The organism is Curtobacterium sp. ISL-83 (assembly GCF_018613895.1).
GTDB lineage: Bacteria > Actinomycetota > Actinomycetes > Actinomycetales > Microbacteriaceae > Curtobacterium.
The window spans coordinates 1-25,657 of sequence record NZ_JAGGPH010000001.1; the positions used below are offsets into that span (position 1 = coordinate 1).

Here is a 25,657-nt window from a genome sequence, read left to right on the forward strand (position 1 = left end):
CCGCGCGGCCGTGGCCCGCGGCCTCAGAAGGCGAGCCGACGCGCCCCGCGGACACCGCGCCGGACCGGAGCCGCACCGACGCCGGTGGCGACCGCCGTCGACGGAGCCGAGCCGCGCCTCCAGGCCGGTGCCGACGCCGGTGCATCCGGTGCACCCGGTGCGACCCGCGCGACCCGTGCCGTCGGCGCGACGCCCGGAGCGCTCCTCGGTGCCTTGGCGGGGATCGCGACCCTCGGACTCGCCGCCTGGTGGTTCCTCGCACCGACCACGGTGCACGGGGTCGGGATCGCGCTCGGCGCCCTCGCGCTCCTGCTGTCGGTGAGCACGCTCCGGAACCCGGCTGCCACGTGGCAGCGTCCGATCGCGCTGCTCGGTGCGGTGCTCGGCGGGGTCGGGACCCTGCTGCTGCTCTGGGCCGTGGCATCCGCGCTGCTGCCGATGGCCGGCATCACGCTGCCGGACCTGACGGGCACCGGGTCCGTCCCGACGCTCGCGCCCTGACGCACTCGGTGCGCCGGGCCCGCTCGGCACGTCGGGGCCGCTCGGTACGCCGGGCCCGCTCAGTGCGGCGATCCCGCTCGCTGCGCCGGGCTGGCTCGGAGCGTCAGACCGCGCGGACGACCCCGCGGGACAGGATCGCGTTGGTCAGGGCCTCGATGGGCTCCGGCTGGACGGTCGGGTTGGCGATCAGGACGTAGTCGACGGGCGGCAGGTCCGGCAACGACAGCCGCTGCGACACCTTCACGAGGTCCGCGGGGATGAGCGAGTGCGGGAACACGGCGACGCCGATCCCGGCCCGGACCGCCGCGAGCACCCCGTTCACGTCGCGGGTGTTGCACGTGATGCGCCAGGTCCGCCCCGCGGCCTCGAGCGCGTCGATCGCCATCTGGCGGCTGATGCTCGGCGCCTGGTAGGCGATCAGCGGCACCGGTTCGTCGCGTTCGAGCGCGATGCCGTCCTGGGCCATCCAGACCATCTGGTCCGTGGCGACCCGCGTGCCCTCGGCCGAGACACCGGCGGTCTGCTTGATGAACACCAGGTCGAGCTGACCGGCGTGCACCCGGCGGAGGAGCGGCGCCGACTGGTTCACCGTGAGCTCGAGGTTGACGTGCGGGTGCAGCCGTCGGAAGTCCCGGAGGATCCGTGGGAGTTGCGTGATCGCGAGGTCGTCGGCCGCTCCGAACCGCAGGCGACCACGCGCTGCCGCGCCCGAGAAGTAGGCGTCGGCCGTGGCGTGCGCGGCGAGGATCGTCCGCGCGAAGCCGGCCATCGCGTCACCGTTGTCCGTGAGCGCCACGCCCCGGGTGTCCCGCGCGACGAGGGTGCGTGCAACGGCCGTCTCGAGACGGCGGACGTGCTGCGACACCGTCGGCTGGCTGATGCCGAGGCGCTGCCCGGCCTGGGTGAAGCTGCTGGTCTCGGCGACCGCCAGGAACGTTCGCAGCAGGACGGGATCGAGCACGGCGGCTCCCCTCATTCGACATCGCAATGGAGTGATAGCCACCATACGGGTATCGAATGAGACGCGACCACGTAGTTTCGTTGGGGTACCAGTTCCGCAGTCGACGTCCGGAGATCCCCACACCGTGAGCGCGTCACCGACGACCCTCCCCCCACCCACCGAACCACTGCCCGTCCAGGCCGAACGACCGCCGTGGCGGCACACGCTCATCGCGCTGTCCGTGCGGAACTTCCGGCTGTTCACCGCCACCAACCTGGTCGCGATGACCGCCGGGTGGATGCAGCGCATCGCCCAGGACTGGCTCGTGCTGCAGCTCACCGGCTCGGTCGCCCAGGTCGGCATCACCGTCGCGTGCCAGTTCGCCCCGATGCTGCTGTTCGGGCTGCTCGGCGGCGTGCTCGTCGACCGGTTCTCGAAGCGTGCGCTGATGATGATCACGCAGGGCCTGTTCGCCGTGCTGTCGGCGGTGCTCGCGGCGCTGACGCTCGCCGGCGTGGTGCAGGCCTGGCACATCTGGCTCATCGCGTTCCTGGTCGGCATGGTCACCGTGATCGACAACCCGGCCCGGCAGGTCTTCGTCACCGAGATCGTCGGGCACGAGCACCTGCGGAACGCGATCAGCGTCAACTCGAGCGTGTTCCAGCTCGGCGGGATGATCGGCCCCGCACTCTCCGGCGCACTCCTCGTCGCCGTCGGCGCCGGGTGGTCGTTCGGCATCAACGCGATCGCCTGCGTGGCCGTGGTCATCACGCTCGGGTTCCTGAAGACCTCGGAGCTCCACCGCACTCCACCGGCGCCGCGGGGCAAGGGTCAGCTCGTCGAGGGCCTCCGCTACGCCGTCCGGAAGCCGACGATCATCGTGCCGGTGATCCTCGTCGCGTTCTTCTCGGTGTTCGCGCTCACGATGCCCGTACTGCTGTCCGCCTTCGCGTCGAAGGTCTACGACGTCGGGGCCGGCGGCTACGGCCTGTTCAACTCCGCCGTCGCCGTCGGCGCGCTGACCGGGGCACTCCTCTCGACGCGGCGGGCGGTGATCCGGCTCCGCACCGTGGTCGGCGGCGTGTTCTGGACGGGCCTGCTGCTCGTGGTCACGGGGTCGATCCCGGTGATCGCGCCGTTCACCGTGGCGCTCGTCGCGGTGGGGATGTCGCAGCTGCTGTTCCAGACCGCGTCGAACTCACTCGTGCAGCTGTCGTCGAACGTCTCGATCCGGGGCCGCGTGATGTCGCTGTACGTGCTCGTGCTGCTCGGCGGGCAGGCGATCGGTGGCCCGCTGATGGGGCAGATCGTCGACCACTTCGGGGCGCACGTCGGGATGGTCGTCGCCGGGAGCGTGCCCGCGGCAGCGGCGGCGATCGTCGGGCTCGTGCTCGCGCGACGCGGAGGCCTCCACGTCGAGGTGCGCGTCCGCCACCACCTGCCGCTGCCGAGCATCGTCGGGCACCGCTGACGCGTGCGGCGCGGCGCCGCGCGCGTGCGGCGCGGTCACGCGGGTCGAACCGCGCACCGCGCCTCCCGTCCGACGGGTGGGCGCCATCGCGACCGGACCCGCGGAACGGACACGGCACCGCGGCGTGACGCGGTGCCGTGTCCGGAACCTGGTTCCGGCTGGGGGTCAGTACGCGACGCCGAAGCGGGCGCGGTGGTGCGTCGGCGTCTCGACCTCGTCGACGACGGCGATCGCGAAGTCCTCACCGGAGATGTCCGAGTTGCCGTCGGCATCGGTCAGGAGCAGGTCGTCCGAGGTGCGGTACGTGCCACGACGCTCGCCGGGGTTGTAGCCGCCGAAGGCCGCCGCCGGGCTGACGTAGAACCAGTCCACGTCGCCGGTGTACGCCCCGGCACGGAGCCGCTCGAGGATCTCGCCGTGGCTCGACGCCTCGGCCTTGAAGGCGTCCGGGAACGACTCGGTGTCGACCAGGCGCGGGCCGCCCTCGGCGACCAGGAGCGACCCGGCTCCCCCGACGACGCCGAGGCGAGCGCCAGCAGCAGCTGCGGCGTCGACGAAGTGCTGGAACCGGTCCTTGAGCTCGCTGCCGTCGGCCTGGACCGCGTGCAGCGAGACGATGACGACGTCTGCCCCGGCGGTGACCGAGGTGACGAAGTCCGCGTCGAAGGCGTCACCCTGCGCGAGCGTCAGGCCCTCGGCCGGCTCCAGCTTGGAGGTGTCGCGGGCCACGGCGGTGACGGCGATGCCGCGGGAGAGAGCCTCGCGGGTGATGGCGGAGCCGGCGTAGCCGGTGCCACCGATGACGACGATGCTGGTCATGGGCGTTCCTTTCGTGGAGCTGGTGCGCCTGGTCGAGGCGCTGTGACACTCACTGTACGGGTGTTACTCTCTTTGGGTAAGTAGGCACCTCGTGGTGCGTAACGGAGGTCATCGTGTCCGCTCTCGAGTACTCGCCCTACGCCGCCGACTGCCCCTCGCGCCAGTTGCTCGACCGCATCGGCGACCGGTGGAGCGTCCTGACGATCGGCACGCTCGCCGACGGTCCCCAGCGGTACTCCGCGATCGCGCACCGTGTGCAGGGCGTGTCGCAGAAGATGCTCACACAGACCCTGCGGGCACTCGAGCGCGACGGTCTGGTCACGCGCACGGTCTTCCCGGAGATCCCGCCGCACGTCGAGTACGAACTGACCGACCGCGGGCGCTCGCTCCGCACGGTGCTCGAGCCGCTGGAGCGGTGGGCCACCGAGCACATGGCCGAGGTCAGCGACTCGCGCGTCGACTACGACGCTCGCTGAGCGCCCGCCGGGGTCTGCCGAGGGCCCGCGTGGTTGCCTGGGGACATGCGATCTGTCGTCTACTCGAAGCCCGGCCCGTCGTCCGTCCTGACGCTCGAGGAGCGTGACGTCCCCGAGCCCGGCGCCGGTGAGGTCCGCGTCCGCGTCGTCGTGTCCGGCGTGAACCCGACCGACTGGAAGGCGCGGCAGGGCGGGACCTACGGCGACGGCCTGCCGTTCCCCGAGATCACCCCGAACCAGGACGGCGCCGGCGTGGTCGACGCCGTGGGGGACGGTGTCGAGGGCCTCGCGGTCGGCGACCGCGTCTGGCTGTTCATGGCCGCCGCGAGCCGCCCCACCGGCACCGCGCAGGAGTACACCGTCGTGCCGGCCGAGCGCGCTGTCCCGCTGCCGGACGGTGTGTCGTTCGACGTCGGCGCCGCGCTCGGCGTCCCGGCGATGACGGCCCACCGCGCGCTCACCACGCACGAGGCCGGCCCGGCCCGGTTGTCCCCCGGTGCGCTCGACGGTCGCACGGTGCTCGTCGCCGGCGGCGCGGGTGCCGTCGGCCACGCGGCGATCCAGCTCGCCCGCTGGGCGGGTGCGACCGTCATCACGACGATCAGCTCGGACGCGAAGGCAGCGCTCGCCTCGGCCGCGGGCGCGCACCACACCGTCAACTACCGGAACGAGGACGCCGCCGCGCGCATCCGTGAGATCGCCCCCGACGGCGTGGACATCGTCGTCGAGGTGTCGATCCCGCACAACGCGGAGCTCGTCGCGGACGTCCTGGCGAACCACGGGGTCGTGTCGATCTACGCGAACAACGGCGGCGACGAGGCCACCCTGCCGATCCGCCCGAACATGAGCGTGAACGCGCGGTACCAGTTCCTGCTGCTCTACACGATCGGCGACGACGCCCTGACGGCGGCCGCGACCGACATCACCGCCGCCCTGCGCGAGGGGGTCCTGCCGGTGGGTGAGGACGCCGGGCTGCCGCTCGTGCGGTTCGCGCTCGAGGACACCGCCGCCGCCCACGACGCCGTCGAGCAGGACACGGTCGGCAAGGTGCTCATCGACGTGCAGCCCGCGTAGCACCCGGTGCCGCCGCGCCGGCTGAGGGTGACGCAGTTGTCCTCCGCAACGCCGACTTGTCCCCCGGAGGAGGGTCGCGGAGCATCGTCGTCATGAAGCAGCGACTGACGCTCCGCGTCCTCACCCTCACCGCCGCGGCGGCCCTCACCATCGTCGGCGGCTCCCTCGGTGCCACCGCAGCGAACGCCGCCACGGCCTCGCCGCAGGTCATCGGCGGCACGCAGGCACCGAGCACCCGGTGGGAGGTGCAGCTCATCTTCCAGCAGGGCGGCACGGACTCCTACGGGTGCACCGGCGAGCAGCTCAACGCCTCCTGGGTCCTGACGGCGAAGCACTGCGTCGACGGCACGACGGCGATGAACGTCTACCAGTCGAACAGCACGACGAACCGCGGCACCGCGACGCCCGCCGACCGGCTGTACGCCGCACCGACCGGGGACATCGCACTCGTGCACCTGCGGACCGCGAAGCCGCTGTCCTCGTACGCCCCGCTCGACCTGACCTTCACCCCGAAGTCGACCGGCACGGGCACCATCCTCGGGTACGGCAACCGCGCGAACAGCGTCCCGACGACCGGGCTGTACCAGGCCAGCGTGAACCTGACCGGGGCGTCGACCGACGCCTACCGCGGTCGGGCGCAGCACGTCACCGGCGTCTCGGGCGCGTCGAACCACGGCGACTCCGGTGGATCGCTCGTGGTCGCGGGCAAGGTCGTCGGCGTCTGCTCGACCGGTGACGTGGCCGACCCGGGCGCGAACACGCACGCCGGGTCGAACTACGCGGTGCTGTCGCAGAGCGCCAGCTGGATCCGTTCCACCGCCGGCGTCTGACGACGCGACCGATCCGTGGACGGACGTGCCCCGCTCGGCGGCGACGCGAAGCGTTGCGCGGGCACGCCGACCGAGCGTCGGACAGGAGGTGCGGTGCCAGCTGGCAACTGGGCCCACGCCGGCCGGTTCCGGACAGACGCGCCAGCGGCTGTCCGGCCGTGACCGGTGGGGAGCCTCCCGTCCGACGTTCCGCGCGTTCCACGGCACGGCGACACCCGTTGCTTGGTAAGCAGGACACATGACGGACCTCGCGACGCCCACCCCCGGAATCAGAGCACTCGTCCTCGGAGGTGGCGGCGTCGCCGGCATCGCCTGGGAACTGGGAGTCCTCGCCGCACTCCACGACGCGGGGGTGGACCTGGACGCCGCTGACCTGGTGGTCGGGTCGAGCGCCGGCAGCGTCGTCGGCGCCTTCGTGCGGTACGGCGCGGTGCAGGCGGGCTTCGACCAGTTGCACGCCCCCGTCCCCACCACCTACGTGGAGCCTCCGGTCCTCGACGGCGAGGCCTTCCAGGGCGAACTCGAACGCATCCTCGGCGGAGCGACCAGCGAGCAGGACGCCCGCGCCCGACTCGGCGCCGCGGCCCAGCAGCTGACCGGCGGACAGTCCGACGAGGAGCGCATCGAGACGTTCACGCACACCCTGCCGGGCACGGAGTGGCCGGCGAAGCCCCTCGCGGTCACCGCGATCGACGCCACCGACGGCCGGTTCCGGGTCCTGACCGCGGCCGACGGCATCCCGCTCCCCCGCGCCGTCGCCGCGAGCTGCTCGGTGCCGCTCGTGTGGTCCCCGGTCACGATCGACGGCACGCCGTACATGGACGGCGGCCTGCGCTCCGCGACGAACGCCGACGTCGCCGCGGGGTACGAGCGCGTGCTCGTCATCGCGTGCGGTGCCGAGGGCCCGTCGCCGCTCGGACCGTGGCTCGACATCGCGGTCGAGCGCCTGCGGGCCGGAGGCAGTTCGGTCGAGGTCGTGGTCGCGGACAGCACCGCGCAGCAGGCGTTCGGACCGAACTCGCTGTCGCTCTCGACGCAGGCGCCGGCCTCCGATGCCGGACGCACGCAGGGGGCCGCCCTGGCCGCGGGCCTCGCCGCGTTCTGGGCGTAGTCGGGCAGTCCGCCGCGGCGTCTGGGTAGCGTGGTGGCATGACGACGCCGTTCTCGGATCTGGACCAGTACACCGCGCTCCCTCGGGTCGACGGGATCGCGGTGAGTCCCGACGGCACCCGGGTCGCCCTCACCGTGAGTGCCCTCGACGGCGAGGGAACCGGCTCCCGCCGTGCGGTCTGGTCGGTGTCCGCGACGGACGCCGCCGCCGACCCGGTCCGCCTGACCCGTTCCGCGAAGGGCGAGGGCGGGATCGCCTTCCGCCGGAACGGTGACCTGCTGTTCGTGTCCGGCCGGGCCGACAGCGAGCCGGGTGCCGTCGACGACTCCGCGCAGCTCTGGCTGCTCCCCGCGACCGGCGGGGAGGCCCGCCCCGTCACCCGGCTCGCTGGTGGCGTCGGGGGCGTGCTCACCACGGCCGCCGGTGCCGACACGGTGGTCATCACCGCCGACCTGCTGCCCGGTGCCGGATCGGACCGCGAGACCGTGATCGCCGCCGACGCCCGGCTCCGCGCCCGGCGGAAGGACCGGAAGGTGCGGGCGATCCTGCACGAGACGTACCCCGTGCGGTTCTGGGACCACGACCTCGGGCCGGACGAGACCCACGCGCTGGCGCTCGACCTCGCGACGCTGCGGGAGCCCGACGCCGCGGGTGCCGCCACGGCCGAGGGTGGTCGGTCTGCCGACGCCGAGGGCGCGCCCGCAGCGGCTGCCACCGACGACGGCTCGGCCCCCCGCACCGACGGCCCGGTGTACCCGGCGCACCTCCCCGCTCCGCGCGACCTCACGCCCACCCCCGGACGGTCGCTCGACCACGTCGCCGGCGTGTTGACGCCCGACGGGTCCACGCTCGTCGCCGCGGTCGCGGTCCACGAGACCCGTGGGTCCCGCTCCGTCCTCGTCGCGATCGACCTCGCGACCGGTACGCGGACGGTCCTCCGTGACGAGCCCGAGGTGGACCACGAGACGCCGACGCTCAGCCACGACGGACGCACCCTCGCCTGGGTCCGCACCGCCCGCTTCACCCCCGCCGGTGCCACCGAGCAGGAGGTCTGGGTCGCTGGCCTCGCTTCCGACGGCCTCACCGACGCGCGTCGCATCGCCACGGAGTGGGACCGCTGGCCGAACGAGCTCGTCTTCGAGCACGGCGACGACGCGGTCCTCGCCACCGCCGACCAGGACGGCCGGGCACCGATCTTCCGCCTGCCACTCGACGGCGCCGCCGCCGAGCAGCTGACGCACGACGACTGGGCGTACTCGAGCCTGCGCGTGGCGGAGGCGACGGGTGTCGTCGTCGCGCTCCGTGCCTCCTGGGCGGCCCCACTGCACCCCGTCCGGATCGCGACCGACGGCACCGTGACCCCGCTCGCCACGCCGGCCGCGCTGCCGGACGTGCCCGGGCGCTTGGAGGAGGTCGAGACCACCACGGCGGACGGCACCCGCGTGCGGGGCTGGCTCGTCCTGCCGTCCGCCGAGCACGGCGACGGCCCGCACCCGCTGCTGCTCTGGATCCACGGCGGCCCCCTCAACTCGTGGAACCAGTGGTCGTGGCGGTGGAACCCGCAGCTCGCCGCCGCCCGCGGGTACGCCGTGCTGCTGCCCGACCCGGCGCTGTCGACGGGCTACGGGCTCGACTTCATCAACCGCGGGTGGAACGCGTGGGGGCAGGCGCCGTACACGGACCTGATGGCGATGACCGACGCCGTCGTCGGCCGCGATGACATCGACGAGACCCGGACCGCTGCGATGGGCGGATCGTTCGGTGGGTACATGGCGAACTGGGTCGCGGGGCACACCGACCGGTTCCGTGCGATCGTCACCCACGCGAGCCTGTGGGCGCTCGAGCAGTTCAACGGGACGACGGACATGTCGCAGTACTGGCAGTCGATCTTCGACGAGGCCGGTATGCACGACAACGATCCGCACCGGTTCGTCGCCGACATCACGTCGCCGGTGCTCGTCATCCACGGCGACAAGGACTACCGGGTGCCGATCGGCGAGGGGCTGCGGCTGTGGTCCGAGCTCGCGGAGCACCACGCGGGTCCCGACGGGTCGATGCCGCACCGGTTCCTCTACTTCCCGGACGAGAACCACTGGATCCTCAAGCCGCAGCACGCGGTGGTCTGGTACGAGACGGTGTTCGCGTTCCTCGCGGAGCACGTGCTCGGCGAGGAGTGGGAGCGGCCCGAGCTGCTGGGGTAGGTCGGGCGCGGGGGCCGGGGGCCCGGTCGGTGCGAGGTTGGTCGGTCGGTGCGAGGTTGTTCCCTCGCACGGGGCGAACAACCTCGCACCAGCAGGCCGGACTGGCCGCACGGGCCGCACCAGCCACCGGACTGGCCGCACGGGCCGCCGCCTCAGACGAACGCGGCCTGGCCCGTGATCGCCCGACCGACGATGAGCGTGTTGACCTCGCGCGTGCCCTCGTACGAATAGATCGCCTCGGCGTCCGCGAAGAACCGGGCCACGCCCTTGTCGAGCACGATGCCGTTGCCGCCCTGCACCTCGCGGCACCACGCCACCGTCTCCCGCATCTTCGCCGTCGCGAACGCCTTCGCCATCGCGGAGTGCTCGTCGCCGCCGACCCCGGCGTCCTGCATCGCCGACGCCTGCGTGCACAGCGCGATCGAGGCGGTGATGTTCGCGAGCGACTGCACGAGCCGGTCCTGCACGAGCTGGTGCGCAGCGATGGGCTTGCCGAACTGGATCCGGTTCCGGGCGTAGTCGAGCGCGGCCTCGTAGGCGCCGATCGCGATGCCGATGGCCTGCCAGGCGACCTCGGTCCGGGTGAGCCGGAGCACCTCGGCCGTGGTGCGGAACGAGTCGGCGTGCTGCAGTCGACGCGACTCCGGCACGCGGACCCCGTCGAGCACGATGTCCGCGTTCTGCACGCCGCGGAGGGCGATCTTGTCCTCGATCTTCGTCGCGGTGAAGCCGTCGCTGTCGGTGGTGACGAGGAACCCCTTCACCTGCTCGTCCGCGACGTCCTTCGCCCAGATCACGACGACGTCCGCGAAGGTCGCGTTGCCGATCCAGCGCTTCTCGCCGGACAGCACCCACGTGTCGCCCTCACGCCGCGCAGTGGTGCGGAGGCCCCGGGCCGAGTCGCTGCCGGACAGCGGTTCGGTCAGCCCGAACGCGCCGACCAGTTCACCGGAGGCCATCCGGGGCAGCCACTCCTCCTGCTGTTCCTCGCTGCCGGCGACGGCGATCGAGTTCATCGCCAGGCCGGACTGCACCCCGATGAACGTCGCCACGCCCGCGTCGACGCGGCCGAGTTCGAGCGCCGCCCACCCGCGGTACACGGCGGAGTTCTCGAACTGCCGCACGAGGGGCACCCCGGGGCCGTACATCCCGAGGTCGGCGAGCGGCTTGATGACCTGCATCGGGAACTCGGCACGGGCCCAGTAGTCGTTGGCGATGGGCACGACCTCGGCTTCGAGGTACTCGCGGAGTCGGCCGAGGGACTCGCGCTCCTGGTCGGTCAACTGTTCCTGGAAGCGGTAGAAGTCGGACTCGAGCAGCGACGGCGTTGACATGGAAGCAACGATGCATCATTCTCGGAAACGTTGCAAGGGAGGAACGCTGTGTACACGAACGAGAGTGCGCTCCGCGCCTTCCGGGAGGCACGCCACACCTTCATCGCCGGCTCGCGGATCGACATGGGTGCGTTGGCGACCGAGCTCGGCGTCGACCGGACGTCCCTGTTCCGGTGGGTCGGGAACCGCGACCGGTTGCTGTCCGAGATCCTGTGGTCGCTCGCCGTCCCGACGCTCGATGCCGCACGCCAGGCCGCGTCGCCCGCCGGCGCCCGGCGGATCGTGGACGTGCTCGACCGCTTCACCGCCGACCTGATCCGAGCGCCGTACTTCCGCGCGTTCCTGACGCGCGAGCCCGCACGGGCCCTGCGGCTCCTGACCACCTCGGACAGTGACGTGCAGAGCCGGCTCGTGGCCGAGGTCACCGACCTGGTCGCCGCCGAGCAGGCGTCTGGGGCGTTCGACCCGGCGCCACTTTCCGCCGAGGAGCTCGCCCGGTTGCTCGTGCGGATCTCGGAGTCGTTCACGTACGCGGACCTGATCAGCGGCGAGCGGCCGGACCCCGCACGGGCACGGGCGGCCTACGAGTACGTCCTCCGCCCGTGACCGGGACCGGCTGACCCGCTGACCCACTGACCCACCGACCCGGAGCCAACGGCCCGGAGTCGGTAGCCCGCAGGGGATAGCGGCGGCCGCACCGGCAGCGGGGCCGCGCCGGCCTCGGCAGCGCCCGCGGCACAGGGAGCCGCGGCCGCAGCCGCTCCGCAGCTCAGATCAGCGCATCGGTGAGGTGGTTCGGCGTCCCGAAGCGGTGCGCCGTGATCGACACCGCCTGCTCGCGCAGGAACGGCAGCATCTCGATCCGACCGGCCTCGGTCACGGGCTCCCCGTAGACAGCGACGTCAGGCCGACCGTCCACCGCGGTGTACAGCCCGGAGATGTCCCCGTCGATGAGGCGCACCCGGGTCGACGGACCGTCGGCGATCCGCGCGGCGAACGCGGCATCCGACTCACCGGCGACCACGGACCGCAGGGTGGGGAGCGCCCGGACAGCGGCGGCGACCGGAGCCGGCAGCTGGCCGACCGTCGACACCTCGATCTCGGTGCCGGTGCGGACCGACGCCGCGATGACCCGGACGAGCGACTCGACCGCGTCTTCCTGCGTCGACGCCAAGCGGACGTGCACGGTCGGGTACGGCAGGTAGCGCGCGATGTTCCGCTCCGCGGAGAGCCCGGACACGTCCGCGGCCGTGCCGAACAGGTCCTTCCAGACCTGCTCGTCGCTCACCACGGCCCGCTGGAGCGGCTCCGAGCCGATGCCCGCCGTCCGGACGAACGACGACACCGCTGGAGAAGGCGTGGTCGACACGGGAACCGCCGCCGTCGCGGGCGTCCACGACCCGAGGCCGAGCAGGTAGTTCAGGCCCCCGGCCTTCGTCCCGGCGCCGACGGCCGACTTCTTCCAGCCGCCGAAGGGCTGCCGGCGGACGATCGCTCCGGTGATGCCGCGGTTGACGTAGAGGTTGCCCGCCTGGATCCGACCGAGCCACCGGTCGATCTCACCGACGTCCAGCGAGTGCAGGCCCGAGGTCAGCCCGTAGTCGACCTCGTTCACGATGTCGATGGCCTCGTCCAGGGAGTCGGCGGTCATGATGCCGAGGATCGGGCCGAAGTACTCGGTGCGGTGGAAGGCCGAGCCCCGGCGGACGCCGTCCCGGACACCCGGGGTCCAGAGCTGGCCGGTCTCGTCGAGCTTCCGGGGCTGGACCGCCCAGGACTCCCCCGCACCCAGGCTCGTCAGTCCCTCGAGCAGCTTGCCCGCGGCGGGCTCGATGACCGGACCCATCTGCGTGGTCGGGTCGCTGGGCAGGCCGACGGTCAGCGACGACACCGCGTCGATGAGCTGCGACCGGAACCGTCGCGACCGCGCGACCGAACCCACGAGGACCACGAGCGACGCCGCCGAACACTTCTGACCCGCGTGCCCGAAGGCCGACGCGACGACGTCCTTGACGGCGAGGTCGAGGTCCGCCGACGGCGTGACGATGATGGCGTTCTTGCCCGACGTCTCGGCGAGGAGCGGCAGGTCCTTCCGGAACGAGCGGAACAGCTCGGCGGTCTCGTAGGCACCCGTCAGGATCACCCGGTCGACCATCGGCGACGCGATGAGCTGCTGCCCGAGCTCGTCCTCCGACACCTGCACGAAGGCGAGGACGTCGGCAGGGGCTCCGTGCGCGTCAAGCGCGGTCTCGATGACCGACGCGAGGACGGCACCGGAACGCTCGGCGGGCGGCGCGGGCTTGAGCACCACGGCGGACCCGGCGGCGAGCGCGGCGAGGGTGGACCCGGCCGGGATCGCCACGGGGAAGTTCCACGGGGGCGTCACGAGCGTCAGGGAGGCGGGCGTGAAGGTCGCGCCGTCCACCTGGTCGAGCTGCGCGGCGAGCTCCCCGTAGAAGTGGGCGAAGTCGATCGCCTCGGAGACCTCCGGGTCGGCCTGGTCGATCGTCTTGCCGGTCTCGGAGGCCATGACCTCGACGAGGGCCGCGCGGTTCGCCTCGAGCGCGTCTCCGACGGCGTGCAGGACCGCGCCTCGCGCGGCTCCGGACCACCCGGCCCAGACCGACCCGGCTGCGCGGACGCGACCGAGGACGGTGTCGAGCTGCTCGGCGGAGCTGAGCCGGGCCTCCTGGACCCCGCGGACGCCGAGCGTCGACGACGCGATCCGCTCGGTGATCGCCGCGCCCCACGCTCGGACCTCGGCGACGGACGGGTCGCTGTCGGGGGTGTTCTCGAAGCGCCCCGGGGCGGGACGGGAGACGGCTGCGTAGCGGTCGGCGACACGGTGCGCTGCCGGGGCGTCGAGACCGCCGGGCTGCGCGAGCGGTGCGAGGGAGTCGCGGAACCGCTGCTCTTCGCGGGCGAACAGCGTCGGCGACGACGCGAGCGAGAACACCGCGGACATGAAGTTCTCCTGCGACGCGCCTTCTTCGAGGCGTCGGATCAGGTACGCGATGGCGACGTCGAACTCCTGCGGGTGCACGACCGGCGTGTAGAGGAGGAGCGACCCCACGGTGCGGCGGACGGCTTCGGCCTGTCCCTGCGCCATGCCGAGCAGCATCTCGAACTCGATGCCGTCCCGCACCCCGCGCTGCCCGGCGAGCAGCCAGGCGTGCGCCACGTCGAAGAGGTTGTGGCCGGCGACACCGATCCGGACGTTCTCAACGCGGGACGGGATGAGCGCCCAGTCCAGGACGCGCTTGTAGTTGGTGTCGGAATCCTGCTTGGAGTGCCAGGTCGCGAGCGGCCACCCGTGCACGGACGCCTCGACCTGTTCCATCGGCAGGTTCGCGCCCTTGACGAGCCGCACCTTGATGCCGGCGCCACCACCAGCACGGCGGGCAGCAGACCACTCCTGCAGCTGCTGCATCGCGGCGAGCGCGTCGGGCAGGTACGCCTGCAGGACGATGCCGGCTTCGAGCTGCGTGAACTCGGGTTCGTCGAGGAGCTTCGTGAAGACGGCGATGGTGAGGTCGAGGTCCTTGTACTCCTCCATGTCCAGGTTGATGAACTTCGCCGGGGTGGAGGACGCGGCACGGCGGAACAGCGACCGGAGCTGCCCGATGATGTCGTCGACGGCGTGCTCGAAGGCCCACGGGGAGTGCGGGTGCACGGTCGACGAGACCTTGATCGACACGTAGTCGACGTCGTCGCGGGCGAGGAGCTGCTGCGTGCCCTGCAGGCGTCGGGCCGCTTCGCCCTCGCCGAGCACGGCTTCGCCGAGCAGGTTGACGTTCAGCCGGACCCCGTCGCGCTTGATCTTCGCGATGGCCGGGCCGAGTTTCGCGTCGGTGGCGTCGACGATGAGGTGCCCCACCATGTTCCGCAGCACGCGCCGGGCGATGGGCACGACGACCCCCGGGAGGCCCGGTGCGAGTCCGCCGCCCAACCGCACGAGTCCGCGGAGCGCGCTGGGCAGGAAGCCGGGCGCGTCCGGGGCGATCTCCCGCAGCTTCCGTGCGGCGACACCGAGGTCTTCCGGGCGCACGACGCCGTCGACGAACCCCACGGCGAACGCCAGGCCCTTCGGGTCCGCGAGCACACCGGCGAGCTGCTTGGCGGAGCCGTCGGCCGGGTAGCGCTCGGCTTCGGCGAGCCACTGCCGCACCAGCGCGACCGACTCGTCGGCGAGGGCGTCGTGCTCGGTCATCGGCTGCTCGGACAGGTTCGTCATGCGATCAGTGTGGAGCGCCCGAAAGAGGTAGCGGAAGCGAATACTTCTGATGGATACGCTTCAGTTGAGCTACCGTTTCCACATGCTCGACGTCCGACGACTCACCCTGCTCCGGGAGCTCTCGATCCGCGGGACGATCGCTGCCGTGGCCGAGGCGATGAACTTCACGCCCTCGGCGGTGTCCCAGCAGCTCGCGGTCCTCGAGCGCGAAGCCGGCACCCAACTCCTGCGTCGCGCCGGACGCCGCCTGCAGCTCACCCCGCAGGCCGAGGTCCTCGTCGCGGCCGCCGGGCACGTGCTCGACGTGCTCGAGCAGGCGCAGGCCACCGTGGAGTCGACCCTGCCGACCGTGCAGGGCCGGGTGCGGGTCGCGGTGTTCCAGTCGGCGGCGCTCGCCCTCATGCCGAGTGCCCTGCACGCGATGGCGACGGAGCACCCCGACGTCCGTGTCGAGATGGTGCAGCGCGAGCCGGAAACGGCGCTCCACGAGACGTGGGCCCGCGACTTCGACATGGTGATCGCGGAGCAGTACCCCGCCCACGCTGCGCCGCACCTGTCCGGCCTGGTGCGGTCGGACCTCACGACGGACGCGGTCCGGTTGGCACTGCCCCCGGTCGAGACGGCCCTGCTCCCGGTGTCATCGCTCGAGGACGCCGAGGCACTCCCCTGGGTGATGGAACCGCGGGGCACGGCGTCCCGACACTTCGCGGAGCAGACTTGCCGCCGGTCCGGGTTCGAACCAGACGTGCGCTACGAGACCGCCGACCTGCAGACGCAGATCCGCCTGATCGAGTCCGGCAACGCGGTCGGGCTGATGCCGGACCTGGTGTGGACCGGCCGGACGACGACCTGTCGGCTGCTCGACCTGCCGGAGCGTCCGCGACGGACGATCTTCACCGTCGGTCGCTCCGCTGCCGCGTCGTCACCGGCGGTGCGGGCGCTCCGGATCGCCCTCGAGCAGGCAGCCGCCTCCGTCGCCGCCTGACACGACCGACGCACCGCGAGGTCGTGACCAACTCGTGACCTCCACCTTGTCGCATCCGCCGCTGCGACGACATCTCCTTGGTGAGGGCACTTCCCGTGTCCGCCATCGACCCAGGGGGATCCCATGCAACAGTCCTGCTCGTCCACGTTCCGACGCGGAGCCGCCATCGGCGCCGTGGTCGTGGTCCTCACGACCTCATCGGCGTTCGGCATCGGTGCCGCGACCGCATCGGCAGCGCCGGCTGCCGCACCCGCTGCGGCTGGATCGGTGCGCGACGCCCGGACGAGCACCACGTCGACCGCGGCGGCACCGGGCACCACGACGCCCGCCACCACGACCACGGGGACGCCAGGGGCTGCCGGCACCGCCTCGACCAGCACCGACTCGACCAGCACCGCCTCGACCAGCAGCCCGGACGCCCCGCCCGCCGGGACGGTCCAGAATGCACCGACGACTCCCACCACCGCCGAGCCCACCGGGTCCGCGACGCAGTCCGCCGCCGACCCGGCCGCGACCCCCGCACCCACTGCTGCGCCGACGCCGACCACCCTCGACGCGACCGCGCCGGCCGCCCCGGCCGCCCCCACCGCGACCACGACGACCGCCACGATCACGGGGACCGTGCGGATCGGCCAGGTCCTCCACGTCACGACCACCGGCTTCACGGGAGCGACCACCACCGCGTGGACCAGCAACGGCAAGCCCGCGGGCTCCGAGACGACCTACACGATCACCCCCGCGGACGCCGGTCACGTCATCGCCGTCACCGTCTCGAGCACCGTCCAGGGCGAAGCACCCGCCACGGCGTCCACGACGGCAGTGCCCGACCAGATCGCCTTCACCGAGCAGTCGACGCCCGAGGCTCCCATCCGCCTCGCGTCCACCGCCGGCGAACGGTTCGCACACCAGTTCACGGCCACCGGCTCCGCGACGGCGCTGCACTACCTCCTGCTCTCCGGCCCGACGGCGTTCCCCGTCCCGGGGAACGACCACCCGATCGCACCGGAGTCCGTGTCCCTCGACGAGTCCACGGGGTTCCTGAGCGGGGCACCGACGACCGCCGGCGAGTACGACTTCCAGGTGATGGCCGCGAACGGCAACCGTGCGGCCACCGAGTACGTGCACCTGTCGGTCCGTCCGGCCGCCGCGAAGACCCTGCAGCTCTTCATCGACGACCCCTCGGACGCGCCGCTCGCCGGTGCGCCGGGCGCGTGGGGACTCGGCGAGGACGGCCGACTCCTGCGCTACCTCGCCGAGGCGTCCGACGACGCGTCGGGTCCGGTCGACGCGGTCCGTCTGGGCCAGGGCGGATCCCTCGTCATCACGACCACCCCGCTCGACGCGTACGGCAACGACACACGGTTGGCGGGAACCCCGACACCGACGGTGACGAGCAGTCGCACCTCGGACGCGGTCGCCGGAGGAACGAGCGCATGGGACACGGTCGTCCGTTTCCCGGAGGCTGGCCGGAGCACCATCACCGTGACGGACGGCACCCTGACGACCTCCTTCGCGGTCGACGTCGAGCAGCGCACTGCCGCGTCAGCGGTCGGTCACCACACCGGAGCCGCGCCCCACGGCACGCTCGCCTACACCGGGTCGGACGAATCCGGGCCGCTCGCGTGGGCGCTCGGCCTGCTCGCCGCGGGCGCCGGCCTGCTGGTGCACCGCCTCCGCCGTCGGCGGATCTGACCCGACTGGGAGGCACGGGGCCGTCCGCCAGGACCCGTCCGGGAGGCACGGGGCCCGTCCGCCAGGACCCGACCAGGAGGCACGGGGTCGGTCCGCCAGGACCCGACCAGGAGGCACGGAGCGCGTCCGTCAGGACCCGCCCCGTGCCTCCGTGCTGTGCCCGGGAGGACCCCTGCACCAGACCTGTGGAAAACCCCAGGTGACAACGGCGTTTCCGTGACGAAACCGCAACATTTCCGACCACTCGCCACGGGCCTCCAGGCCCTAGATTGCAACTGCACGGAGGCGGGTCCCGCCCCGGCACCTCAGTTCGTTTCCCAGGGGGGAATCTCATGCAGCAATCCCGCGTGTCCGCAGCTCGACGCATGGCATCCGTCGGCGTAGCCGTCGCCATCGTCGCGGCATCCTCGGCCTTCGGCATCGGCGCGGTCAGCGCCGTCGCCGCACCCGAGGCGTCCTCGACGCCCGCGTCGACGACAGCGACACCCGCATCGACGACACCGGCACCGTCCACGACGCACGCGTCGACGACGGCACGACCGGCCGCGACGACAGCGACACCGAGCGCGACGCCCACGGCGGCCCCGCTCGCCTTCACGGAGCCGTCGACCCAGGCGGCGCCCCTCGCGCTGACCGCCACGGTCGGCACCCCGTTCAGCCACACCTTCCACACCACCGGCGGCAACGGCACCGTCGCGTACGCCATCCAGGACGCCCCGTCCGCGGCCTACACCGTCAACGTCGAGACCGGCGTGCTCAGCGGCACACCGCCGACGGCGGGGACGTTCACCTTCGAGGTCGTCGCCCTGAGCGGGTCGACGCAGGTGACGGAGTACGTCCGCCTGACCGTCGCGCAGGCGCCGTTGGCCTTCACGGAGCCGTCCACCAAGACGACACCGCTGCAGCTCACCGCGACCGCCGGCGTGCCGTTCTCGCACACGTTCCACACGACGGGGGGCAACGGAACCGTCGGGTACGCGCTCCAGGCCGAGCCGAAGCACGACTTCTCGGTGAACGTGGACACCGGGGTCCTCAGCGGCTCCACCACCGAGGCCGGTGTCCAGGACCTGCAGGTCGTCGCACTGAGCGGTGGCACGCAGGTCACCGAGTGGGTCCAGCTGACCGTCAAGCCGGCTGCTCCCGTCGGGGTCCTCACCATCGTCGGCACCGGGTCGGCGAACGCGAACGCGTGGGAGGTCGCCCCGAACGGCACCATCACCCAGTACGGTCCGGGAGAGACCAAGGAGCAGACGGTGACCTCGATCCCCGCGCAGCAGGGCTCGACGCTGTACGTGAGCGGCCTCGCCGTAGACCGGTTCGGCAACAGGACCACCCCGTGGACCGGGGCCGGCGTCCCGATGTCGACGGTCACGAGCTCGGTCGCATCGGACCGCATCACGTGGCTGCCGTCGAAGTACTCGTCCTCGGTGACGTTCGTGCACGCATCTCCGCACACGATCACCATCCGTGAGGGTGGGGCCACGACCTCGTTCCTCGTGACCGTGCAGCCGACGGTGGTGACGATCGCTGCGGGTTCCGGTGGCGAGCTCGCCTACACCGGCGCTGACGTGTCCGGTCCACTGACCGGTGCCGTCGGCTTGCTGCTCGGTGGCATCGCGCTGCTCATCCACCGGCTGCGTCGTCGTCGCGTCTGATCGACGGCCCTGACCGGGCGTGAACCGGGGTGACCCGGGGATGACGGGAGGCGCGGTGCCAGCTGGCACCGCGCCTCCTGTTCGTTGCTGGTCCGGTGATGTGCGGTCCCCCGCACGCACCCCCAACATGGTCACATTTCGGTCAACTCGGTCCTCGGGGAAGCTGAACGCCAGTACGCTCCGAAGACGCCGATTCTCGGCGGATTCATATGATCCGGCACCCGACCGGACCTGATCCCCTGGGGGGGAAACCCGTGCATCGCAACACCTCCGCCGTCCGCCGCGCGTGCGCCGTCGGCACCACCATCGCCCTCGTCGGCCTGACCACCGGCCTCGGCGTGTTCTCGGCCTCGACCGCGTACGCCGTCGACGCACCGTCTGCTGTCTCCGCCTCGGCGTCGCCGACCGATGCCGCGACCGGCGTCGCCGACCCGGCTGCGTCGCCGAGCCCCACGGCGAGCGCCAGCCCGGACGCTCCCGTGACTGGCGCCCCCACGCCGATCACGACCGCGCCGTCGAAGCCCAACGCGGTCGAGCTCGCGCCTGCCGTCCCGGACCCGAGCGCGACCCCGTCGGCGACGACGCCGCAGCCCTCCACTCCCGCGGCGACCCCCGCGGCGGCCGGCACCGTGACGATCTCCGGTGACGCGAAGGTCGGCGTCACGCTGCACGCCGAGACGACCGGCTTCGTCGGTCCGCACACGTACAGCTGGACCCGCGACGACGCGACCACCACGGTCGTCTCCACGGACGACTTCTACAAGGTGACGACGGACGACATCGGACACGTCCTGACCCTGACGGTCACGGACACGCTGGCCGGAACGTCGTCGTCCGACGCCACCGCGACGGTCACCCAGGACGTCGCGTTCGCGGACGCTGCGACCAACACCGTCGACACCCCCCTCGAGATCACGGCCACCGCCGGTGCCGCGTACTCGCACGACTTCGCGGTCGCGCAGGGCAGCGGCACCGTGACCTACTCGATCGGGTACTCCTACCCGGACGAGGTCGACCCGACCGACCCGACGGACCAGCCGTCGAACTACCTGCCGGACGGCGTGACCTTCGACCCGTCGACGGGCGCGTTCAGCGCCACGTCCTACTCGGCGGGCAGCTACGAGTTCACCGTGATCGCGTCGAACGGCACGTCGACCGCGACCGAGTACGTGGACGTCACGATCAACCCGGGCAAGGCCGTCGGTGTCATGGCCGCCGCGACCGACCTGTCGTCCGAGGAACTGTTCACCAGCGGCAAGTCCGGGCACTTCTGGATCATCGCGCCGGACGGCAGCATCACGACGGTCTCGGTGTCGAGCGACCCCAACGCCGAGCCGACCTTCACCCCCGGTGGCCAGCCGACCGTGAAGCAGGGCCAGTCGCTCTGGATCCAGGGCAACGCCGTCGACCAGTACGGCAACGACACCGCGCCGGTCGACCCCGAGACGGGGAACGACGTCCAGCCCGTCGTGACGAGTGACGTCGCGAGCGACCAGATCTCCTTCGACGAGAACGAGTTCGCCAACAAGGTGACGTTCCCGCACGCGTCGACCCACCACCTCACGGTCGCACAGCAGGACGTCTCGGTGTCCTTCGCGGTCACCGTCGTCCCGACCGCGACCACCATCGCGGTGGTCCACCCGGTCGCGCCGACCACCGGCGAGCTCGCCTACACCGGCTCCGACGCCACCGGCGCGCTCCCCTGGGCGCTCGGCCTGCTCGTCGCCGGTGCCGGTCTGATCGGTGCTCGCACGCTGCGTCGCCGTCGCGCCCAGCGCTGATCCAGTCACCCAGCGCTGATCCAGTCACCGGCTGGCGCCCACGGGCGCTGACCTGACAGCGTCTCCCGTCCGATCCGTGCCCGCGGACCGGACGGGAGGCTCCCCCCCCCCCCCCGGCCCCGCACCGCCCCTCCCGGCGGCGCGGGGCCGCTTCCGTCTGCGGTCGGCCGGAGATCGGTAGCGTTGCTGCATGCCCACCCTGCTGCACATCGACTCCTCGGCCGACCTCGCCCACTCCCGCTCGCGCGGCCTCACCGCCGCGTTCGCCGACGCCTGGCGTGCGCGCGGACCCGAGTACACGGTCGTCCGTCGCGACCTGCACACCGATCCGCTCCCGCACCTCGAGACGTCGGCGCTGCACTGGGCGGCGGCCGACCGCACCGACGCGGAGGTCGTGCCCGCCGACGCCGAACAGCTGCGACAGGCCGTCATCGACGAGCTCCTCGCCGCTGACGCGGTCGTGGTGGGTGCTCCCCTCTACAACTACACGCTGCCGTCGACGCTCAAGGCGTGGATCGACCGCATCCACGTCCCCGGGGTGCTCGCGCCCGCGGTCGAGGGCGGTGCCCAGCCCCTCGCCGGGCGGCCGGTCGTGACGGTCGTCACCCGTGGTGGCACCTACGACGTCGGCACACCGACGGAGACCTGGGACCACGGGTCGCCGGTGCTCGACATCGTCCTCGGCTCGGCCCTCGGCATGCGGGTGTACCCGGTGATCGCGAGCGCGACCCTCGCCGACCGCCTGCCCGGACTGGCCCCGCTCGCGGACCGCGCCCGTGCGGAGTACGCGGACGCCAGGACGACGCTGGAGCGCCTGGCTGCCACGCTCGACTGAGGGTCAGCCCCGGCGGAGCTCGCCGAGCCGGCCGATCAGGTCGGCGTGGAACGCGGTCTGCGTCAGCGCGCTCGCGAGCAGGAACCCGGACATCGACGCGATGCCACCGCTGAACGGCACGCGCGAGGCCACCTCGAACAGCGTCGGGGCATCGAGCTCGTCGAGCGCCCGAGCGACGTGGCGCGACCGCTCCTCGCGGTGGCGTGCCAGCGTCCGGGCCCGGGTGACGACGTCCCGGAACCGGTACTCGTGGCCCGGGCAGACCTCGTACGTGCCGTACTCGTCGAGCCGGGCGAGGGACGCGAGGTAGTCGCCCAGCGGGTTCGTCGCGGTCCGGCCCCCGAGGCCGATCCCCGGGTTGATCCGCGGCAGCACGTGGTCGCCGGTGAAGAGCAGGCCGTCGGCTGCGTCGACGAAGCACACGTGTCCGGCGGTGTGCCCGGGCGTCCAGAGGGTCGTGAGCGTCCGTCCGGCGATCGGGAGCACGTCCCCGTCGTCCAGCAGGAGGTCGGCGTACGGCTCCTCCGTCTGGCCGTCGCCCATCCGGCGGCCACTCCCCCAGGCGTCCACCACACCAGCGCGCAGCGACTCCGGGATGCCCCAGGTCGCGATGTCGGCGTCGTTCGCCCGCCCGTCCTCGGCCTCACGCCGGAGCGCGTCGACCTCGAGCCGGTGCATCGCGACCCGCGCACCCGTCGCGCGCCGGACCGCCGCGGCGGCGGCCAGGTGGTCGACGTGCAGGTGCGTGACCGCGACGAGGGTGACCTGGTCAAGGGAGCGGCCGATCTCCCGGAGCCCCTCGCGCAGGGCGGGCAGCGCGTCGTCGTCGCTCCACCCGGGGTCGATGAGGGTGAGCGAACCGTCCGACCCCTCGATCACGTAGACCAGGGTCGCGTCCGGGAAGCCGGCCCGGAACGGCACCGAGACGGTCCAGACGCCGGGGCGCACGAGTTCGGCCGGCGGCAGGACACCGTCGCGTCGGGCGGCTGCCTGCACGGCGCTGATCGGTTCCGGAGCAGGCGCTGCCGGCGGGGGCACGGTCGTCACCTGACAACCCTAATGACGCACCCGACCCCGGTCAGGCGAGCCGCGCCTCCCGTCCGCCACCCCGCCCGCACCGTGTACACAGGTCGCATGGACATCGCACCGATGCTCGCCAAGGCCGTGCCCGACGTTCCCGAACCCGACTCCGTCCGCGGCGGCCTCCGCTACGAACCGAAGTGGGACGGCTTCCGCGGGATCGTCACCGTCGACGGCGACTCCGTCGAGATCGGCAGTCGCGGCGCGAAGCCCCTCACCCGGTACTTCCCCGAGCTCGTCGACGCCTTCCGCTCCCAGTTCGGCGGCCGCGAGCACCCGGTCGTCCTCGACGGCGAGGTCATCCTGCGCACCGGCGAGCCCGGCGCGGAGCACCTCGACTGGGAGGCGCTGTCGCAACGCATCCACCCCGCCGCCTCGCGGATCGCGAAGCTCAGCGTCGAGACCCCCGCGCAGTTCGTCGCCTTCGACCTCCTCGCCGCCGACGGCGAGGACCTGACCGCCCTGCCCTTCGACGAGCGCCGCGAACGACTCGAGCACCTCCTCCCGGACATCGCGGACCCGCTCTTCGTCACGCGCACCACCCTCGACGTCGCGCTCGCCCGCGAGTGGCTCACCACCTTCGAGGGCGCCGGCCTGGACGGCGTCGTCGCGAAACCGCGCGCGAAGCCGTACGAGCCCGGGAAACGGTCGATGCTCAAGATCAAGCACCACCGGACCGCGGACGTCGTGGCGATCGGCTACCGGGTCCACAAGAGCGGGAGCGGCGTCGGCTCGCTGCTGCTCGGCCTGTACGGCGACGACGGCGAGCTCCGCCAGGTGGGCGGTGTCTCCGCCTTCTCCGACAAGCGACGGCTCGCCCTGGTGGACGAGCTCGACCCCGTCGTGCTCCGCGATGCGGACGGGAGGCCCGTCACCAGTTCCGGGGAACGCTCACGGTTCTCGTCGGGTCGCGACACGTCGTTCGTCCGGCTGGCGCCGGAACTGGTGCTCGAGGTGCGGTACGACCAGATGGAGGGCGACCGGTTCCGGCACACGGTCCAGTTCGAACGGTGGCGTCCGGACCGCGACGCCGAGTCCTGCCGGTTCGACCAGCTCGAGGTCCCGACCGCCTACGACCTGCGAGCGGTCCTCAATTGACCCTTGCTCTGTCCGTTCCACGCTCGTACCATTCACGTAGTTAGGTGAACTAGGCACTCCGTGGAAGCATCAGACCACGAGGTCGTCGGGCGGTGCACAACCGCCCCGGATGCACAGAACGGGGATCGACATGAGTTCCAGCCTGATCGTCAGGAGCGCACAGCGCAGCCCGTTCACGGAGCTCCGTGAGGCGCGGCACCTGCGAGTGCTGCAGATCAGCGCGGTGGTCAGTGCCCTCGCCGGCATCACCGCCACGGCACTCGCGCTCGTCACCGTCGGGCTGGGTGCCTGATGATCGTCGACGGCATCAGCGACGTCCACCGCGGCACCTGGTCGCGCCTGACCCGACTGCACACGGCGAGCGTCGCGCTCCCGATGCAGACCTCGCGCGTCGAGGACCCGAACCACCACGGCGAGGACTGCCCCGCCATCTGACCGGTCCTGCCCGGTCGGCCCGCCCGGGCGAAGCCTCTACGCCTTCTTGGCGCGCGACGGTTGCACGCGCGGCGGCTCCCCCGGCATCTTCGGGTAGTCCGGCGGGAACGGCAGCTCGCCCAAGCCGTTCGACAGGTCGCGCTCCCACCACGCCAGCAGCGGTGCGATCGACGCCGGTGACTGCCCCATGGACTCCCACGGGTCGCCGACGCTCGCCAGCCGCTCCGGCACCGTCCGGATCGTGAAGGTCGTCGGGTCGGCGGTGTCGAGTTCGTCCCAGGTGATCGGCGTCGACACGGACGCGTGCGCCAGGGCTCGAGGACTGTAGGCACCGGCCATCGTGCGGTCCCGGTTCGCCTGGTTGAAGTCCACGAAGACGCGCTGTCCCCGCTCCTCCTTCCACCACGCCGTCGTCACCCGGTCCGGCATCCGGCGCTCGAGCTCGCGCGCGGCGGCGATGACGGCGTGACGGACGTCGAGGAACTCGTACTCGGGGACGATCGGCGCGAAGACGTGCAGCCCCCGGTTGCCGCTCGTCTTGATCCACGTGGTGAGACCGGCTTCGTCGAGCACCTTCCGGAGCTCGTGCGCGATCGGCACCGTGTCCGAGAAGTCGGTGCCGGGCTGCGGGTCCAGGTCGATGCGGAGCTGGTCCGGGTGGTCGCTGTCCTCGGCGCGGGAGGCCCACGGGTGGAACACGACGGTGTTCATCTGCGCGGCCCACACCGCGACGGCCGGCTCGTCGATCACGAGCTGCGGGTGGCTGCGCGCACTCGGGTACGTCACGGTCACCGATCGGACGTAGTCGGGGGCGCCCTTCGGTGGGTTCTTCGAGAAGAACTGCTCGCCGTCGACACCACCCGGGAAGCGCTGCAGCGAGATCGGGCGGTCCCCGTTCGCGCGGACGAACGCGTCGCCGACCGTGACGAGGTACTCGGCGAGGTCCCGCTTCGTGATCCCCGCCTCGGGCCAGAGCACCCGTGACGGGCTGCTGATCCGGACCTCCCGGTCGCCGTGCGGACCCGGGACCGTCAGCGTCATCGCCTCACTCGCCATGCAGCGGACGGTACACGTGCTCCCAGGACCCGGCTCAGGACGGGGCTCG

Annotated in this window: 22 protein-coding genes; 16 read left to right on the forward strand and 6 right to left on the reverse strand. The window is 72.3% G+C overall.

Annotated elements, in window-relative coordinates; all coding sequences use genetic code 11:
* A partial coding sequence (locus J7E22_RS00005) for a hypothetical protein (protein ID WP_214977683.1) occupies positions 1 to 501 on the forward strand: 501 nt, incomplete at its 5' end.
* A gap of 103 nt (positions 502 to 604) precedes the next feature.
* Here the strand turns inward: J7E22_RS00005 and J7E22_RS00010 are convergent.
* Positions 605 to 1,462: a LysR substrate-binding domain-containing protein gene (locus J7E22_RS00010; RefSeq protein ID WP_214977685.1), complete on the reverse strand. Its 858-nt coding sequence runs from the start codon at positions 1,460 to 1,462 to the stop codon at positions 605 to 607.
* A gap of 124 nt (positions 1,463 to 1,586) precedes the next feature.
* Here J7E22_RS00010 and J7E22_RS00015 point away from each other — a divergent pair, with 124 nt between their 5' ends.
* Positions 1,587 to 2,912 (forward strand): MFS transporter, encoded by a 1,326-nt coding sequence (locus J7E22_RS00015; RefSeq protein WP_214977687.1) that lies wholly within the window; start codon positions 1,587 to 1,589, stop codon positions 2,910 to 2,912.
* Positions 2,913 to 3,077: 165 nt separating this feature from the next.
* On the opposite strand, the gene J7E22_RS00020 is transcribed toward J7E22_RS00015, so the two are convergent.
* On the reverse strand, positions 3,078 to 3,731 hold the full coding sequence (locus J7E22_RS00020) for an NAD(P)-dependent oxidoreductase (RefSeq protein ID WP_214977689.1): 654 nt from the start codon (positions 3,729 to 3,731) through the stop codon (positions 3,078 to 3,080).
* Positions 3,732 to 3,844: 113 nt separating this feature from the next.
* Between J7E22_RS00020 and J7E22_RS00025 the strand changes: the two genes are divergently transcribed.
* From J7E22_RS00025 to J7E22_RS00045, 5 genes are all read left to right on the forward strand, one after another.
* Positions 3,845 to 4,207 (forward strand): helix-turn-helix domain-containing protein, encoded by a 363-nt coding sequence (locus J7E22_RS00025; protein WP_214977692.1) that lies wholly within the window; start codon positions 3,845 to 3,847, stop codon positions 4,205 to 4,207.
* Between the two features lie 45 nt (positions 4,208 to 4,252).
* Positions 4,253 to 5,281: an NADPH:quinone reductase gene (locus J7E22_RS00030; RefSeq protein ID WP_214977693.1), complete on the forward strand. Its 1,029-nt coding sequence runs from the start codon at positions 4,253 to 4,255 to the stop codon at positions 5,279 to 5,281.
* A gap of 92 nt (positions 5,282 to 5,373) precedes the next feature.
* On the forward strand, positions 5,374 to 6,111 hold the full coding sequence (locus J7E22_RS00035) for a trypsin-like serine protease (RefSeq protein ID WP_214977694.1): 738 nt from the start codon (positions 5,374 to 5,376) through the stop codon (positions 6,109 to 6,111).
* 238 nt (positions 6,112 to 6,349) lie between these two features.
* Positions 6,350 to 7,222 (forward strand): patatin-like phospholipase family protein, encoded by an 873-nt coding sequence (locus J7E22_RS00040; protein ID WP_214977696.1) that lies wholly within the window; start codon positions 6,350 to 6,352, stop codon positions 7,220 to 7,222.
* Between the two features lie 38 nt (positions 7,223 to 7,260).
* Entirely contained in the window at positions 7,261 to 9,423 is a 2,163-nt protein-coding gene (locus J7E22_RS00045; RefSeq protein ID WP_214977697.1) for an alpha/beta fold hydrolase, read from the forward strand.
* 152 nt (positions 9,424 to 9,575) lie between these two features.
* Here J7E22_RS00045 and J7E22_RS00050 read toward each other — a convergent pair whose 3' ends face one another.
* Complete coding sequence (locus J7E22_RS00050; RefSeq protein ID WP_214977698.1) at positions 9,576 to 10,757, reverse strand: acyl-CoA dehydrogenase family protein; 1,182 nt, start codon at positions 10,755 to 10,757, stop codon at positions 9,576 to 9,578.
* A gap of 48 nt (positions 10,758 to 10,805) precedes the next feature.
* On the opposite strand from J7E22_RS00050, the gene J7E22_RS00055 reads away from it, so the two are divergent.
* The gene (locus J7E22_RS00055; RefSeq protein WP_214977700.1) at positions 10,806 to 11,363 is read left to right on the forward strand and encodes a QsdR family transcriptional regulator; all 558 of its coding nucleotides are present in this window, start codon (positions 10,806 to 10,808) and stop codon (positions 11,361 to 11,363) included.
* Positions 11,364 to 11,526: 163 nt separating this feature from the next.
* Here J7E22_RS00055 and J7E22_RS00060 read toward each other — a convergent pair whose 3' ends face one another.
* Positions 11,527 to 14,991, reverse strand: a complete 3,465-nt coding sequence (locus J7E22_RS00060) for a proline dehydrogenase family protein (protein WP_214977702.1) — start codon at positions 14,989 to 14,991, stop codon at positions 11,527 to 11,529.
* Positions 14,992 to 15,073: 82 nt separating this feature from the next.
* On the opposite strand from J7E22_RS00060, the gene J7E22_RS00065 reads away from it, so the two are divergent.
* The 5 genes from J7E22_RS00065 (at position 15,074) to J7E22_RS00085 (ending at position 21,939) form a co-directional block, all read left to right on the forward strand.
* Positions 15,074 to 15,976 (forward strand): LysR substrate-binding domain-containing protein, encoded by a 903-nt coding sequence (locus J7E22_RS00065; protein WP_214977706.1) that lies wholly within the window; start codon positions 15,074 to 15,076, stop codon positions 15,974 to 15,976.
* 123 nt (positions 15,977 to 16,099) lie between these two features.
* The gene (locus J7E22_RS00070; RefSeq protein WP_214977709.1) at positions 16,100 to 17,668 is read left to right on the forward strand and encodes a hypothetical protein; all 1,569 of its coding nucleotides are present in this window, start codon (positions 16,100 to 16,102) and stop codon (positions 17,666 to 17,668) included.
* 332 nt (positions 17,669 to 18,000) lie between these two features.
* Complete coding sequence (locus tag J7E22_RS00075) at positions 18,001 to 19,323, forward strand: hypothetical protein (RefSeq protein ID WP_214977712.1); 1,323 nt, start codon at positions 18,001 to 18,003, stop codon at positions 19,321 to 19,323.
* Between the two features lie 254 nt (positions 19,324 to 19,577).
* Positions 19,578 to 21,104 (forward strand): putative Ig domain-containing protein, encoded by a 1,527-nt coding sequence (locus J7E22_RS00080; protein WP_214977715.1) that lies wholly within the window; start codon positions 19,578 to 19,580, stop codon positions 21,102 to 21,104.
* Positions 21,105 to 21,294: 190 nt separating this feature from the next.
* Positions 21,295 to 21,939, forward strand: a complete 645-nt coding sequence (locus J7E22_RS00085) for an FMN-dependent NADH-azoreductase (protein ID WP_214977718.1) — start codon at positions 21,295 to 21,297, stop codon at positions 21,937 to 21,939.
* A gap of 3 nt (positions 21,940 to 21,942) precedes the next feature.
* Here J7E22_RS00085 and J7E22_RS00090 read toward each other — a convergent pair whose 3' ends face one another.
* A complete protein-coding gene (locus J7E22_RS00090; protein ID WP_214977721.1) occupies positions 21,943 to 22,986 on the reverse strand; it encodes an MBL fold metallo-hydrolase in 1,044 nt (347 codons plus the stop codon).
* A gap of 87 nt (positions 22,987 to 23,073) precedes the next feature.
* On the opposite strand from J7E22_RS00090, the gene J7E22_RS00095 reads away from it, so the two are divergent.
* From J7E22_RS00095 to J7E22_RS00105, 3 genes are all read left to right on the forward strand, one after another.
* Positions 23,074 to 24,117 carry an ATP-dependent DNA ligase gene (locus J7E22_RS00095; RefSeq protein WP_214977724.1) on the forward strand — a complete coding sequence of 348 codons (1,044 nt, stop codon included), beginning with the start codon at positions 23,074 to 23,076 and terminating at the stop codon, positions 24,115 to 24,117.
* Between the two features lie 130 nt (positions 24,118 to 24,247).
* On the forward strand, positions 24,248 to 24,409 hold the full coding sequence (locus tag J7E22_RS00100; protein ID WP_214977727.1) for a hypothetical protein: 162 nt from the start codon (positions 24,248 to 24,250) through the stop codon (positions 24,407 to 24,409).
* Positions 24,409 to 24,552, forward strand: a complete 144-nt coding sequence (locus J7E22_RS00105) for a hypothetical protein (protein ID WP_214977730.1) — start codon at positions 24,409 to 24,411, stop codon at positions 24,550 to 24,552. Before J7E22_RS00100 ends, J7E22_RS00105 begins: the two co-directional genes overlap by 1 nt.
* Before the next feature lie 36 nt (positions 24,553 to 24,588).
* Here J7E22_RS00105 and ligD read toward each other — a convergent pair whose 3' ends face one another.
* The gene (gene ligD / locus J7E22_RS00110; RefSeq protein ID WP_214977733.1) at positions 24,589 to 25,608 is read right to left on the reverse strand and encodes a non-homologous end-joining DNA ligase; all 1,020 of its coding nucleotides are present in this window, start codon (positions 25,606 to 25,608) and stop codon (positions 24,589 to 24,591) included.
* Positions 25,609 to 25,657 lie beyond the last annotated feature (49 nt).

Excerpts from the sequence above, each read along its gene's own strand:
- J7E22_RS00065 (WP_214977706.1), top strand. The coding sequence starts at position 15,074 with ATGCTCGACGTCCGACGACTCACCCTGCTCCGGGAGCTCTCGATCCGC.
- J7E22_RS00045 (WP_214977697.1), top strand. The coding sequence starts at position 7,261 with ATGACGACGCCGTTCTCGGATCTGGACCAGTACACCGCGCTCCCTCGG.
- J7E22_RS00030 (WP_214977693.1), top strand. The coding sequence starts at position 4,253 with ATGCGATCTGTCGTCTACTCGAAGCCCGGCCCGTCGTCCGTCCTGACG.
- J7E22_RS00100 (WP_214977727.1), top strand. The coding sequence starts at position 24,248 with ATGAGTTCCAGCCTGATCGTCAGGAGCGCACAGCGCAGCCCGTTCACG.
- ligD (WP_214977733.1), bottom strand. The coding sequence starts at position 25,608 with ATGGCGAGTGAGGCGATGACGCTGACGGTCCCGGGTCCGCACGGCGAC.
- J7E22_RS00040 (WP_214977696.1), top strand. The coding sequence starts at position 6,350 with ATGACGGACCTCGCGACGCCCACCCCCGGAATCAGAGCACTCGTCCTC.
- J7E22_RS00070 (WP_214977709.1), top strand. The coding sequence starts at position 16,100 with ATGCAACAGTCCTGCTCGTCCACGTTCCGACGCGGAGCCGCCATCGGC.
- J7E22_RS00075 (WP_214977712.1), top strand. The coding sequence starts at position 18,001 with ATGCAGCAATCCCGCGTGTCCGCAGCTCGACGCATGGCATCCGTCGGC.
- J7E22_RS00095 (WP_214977724.1), top strand. The coding sequence starts at position 23,074 with ATGGACATCGCACCGATGCTCGCCAAGGCCGTGCCCGACGTTCCCGAA.
- J7E22_RS00035 (WP_214977694.1), top strand. The coding sequence starts at position 5,374 with ATGAAGCAGCGACTGACGCTCCGCGTCCTCACCCTCACCGCCGCGGCG.
- J7E22_RS00020 (WP_214977689.1), bottom strand. The coding sequence starts at position 3,731 with ATGACCAGCATCGTCGTCATCGGTGGCACCGGCTACGCCGGCTCCGCC.
- J7E22_RS00050 (WP_214977698.1), bottom strand. The coding sequence starts at position 10,757 with ATGTCAACGCCGTCGCTGCTCGAGTCCGACTTCTACCGCTTCCAGGAA.
- J7E22_RS00060 (WP_214977702.1), bottom strand. The coding sequence starts at position 14,991 with ATGACGAACCTGTCCGAGCAGCCGATGACCGAGCACGACGCCCTCGCC.
- J7E22_RS00085 (WP_214977718.1), top strand. The coding sequence starts at position 21,295 with ATGCCCACCCTGCTGCACATCGACTCCTCGGCCGACCTCGCCCACTCC.
- J7E22_RS00105 (WP_214977730.1), top strand. The coding sequence starts at position 24,409 with ATGATCGTCGACGGCATCAGCGACGTCCACCGCGGCACCTGGTCGCGC.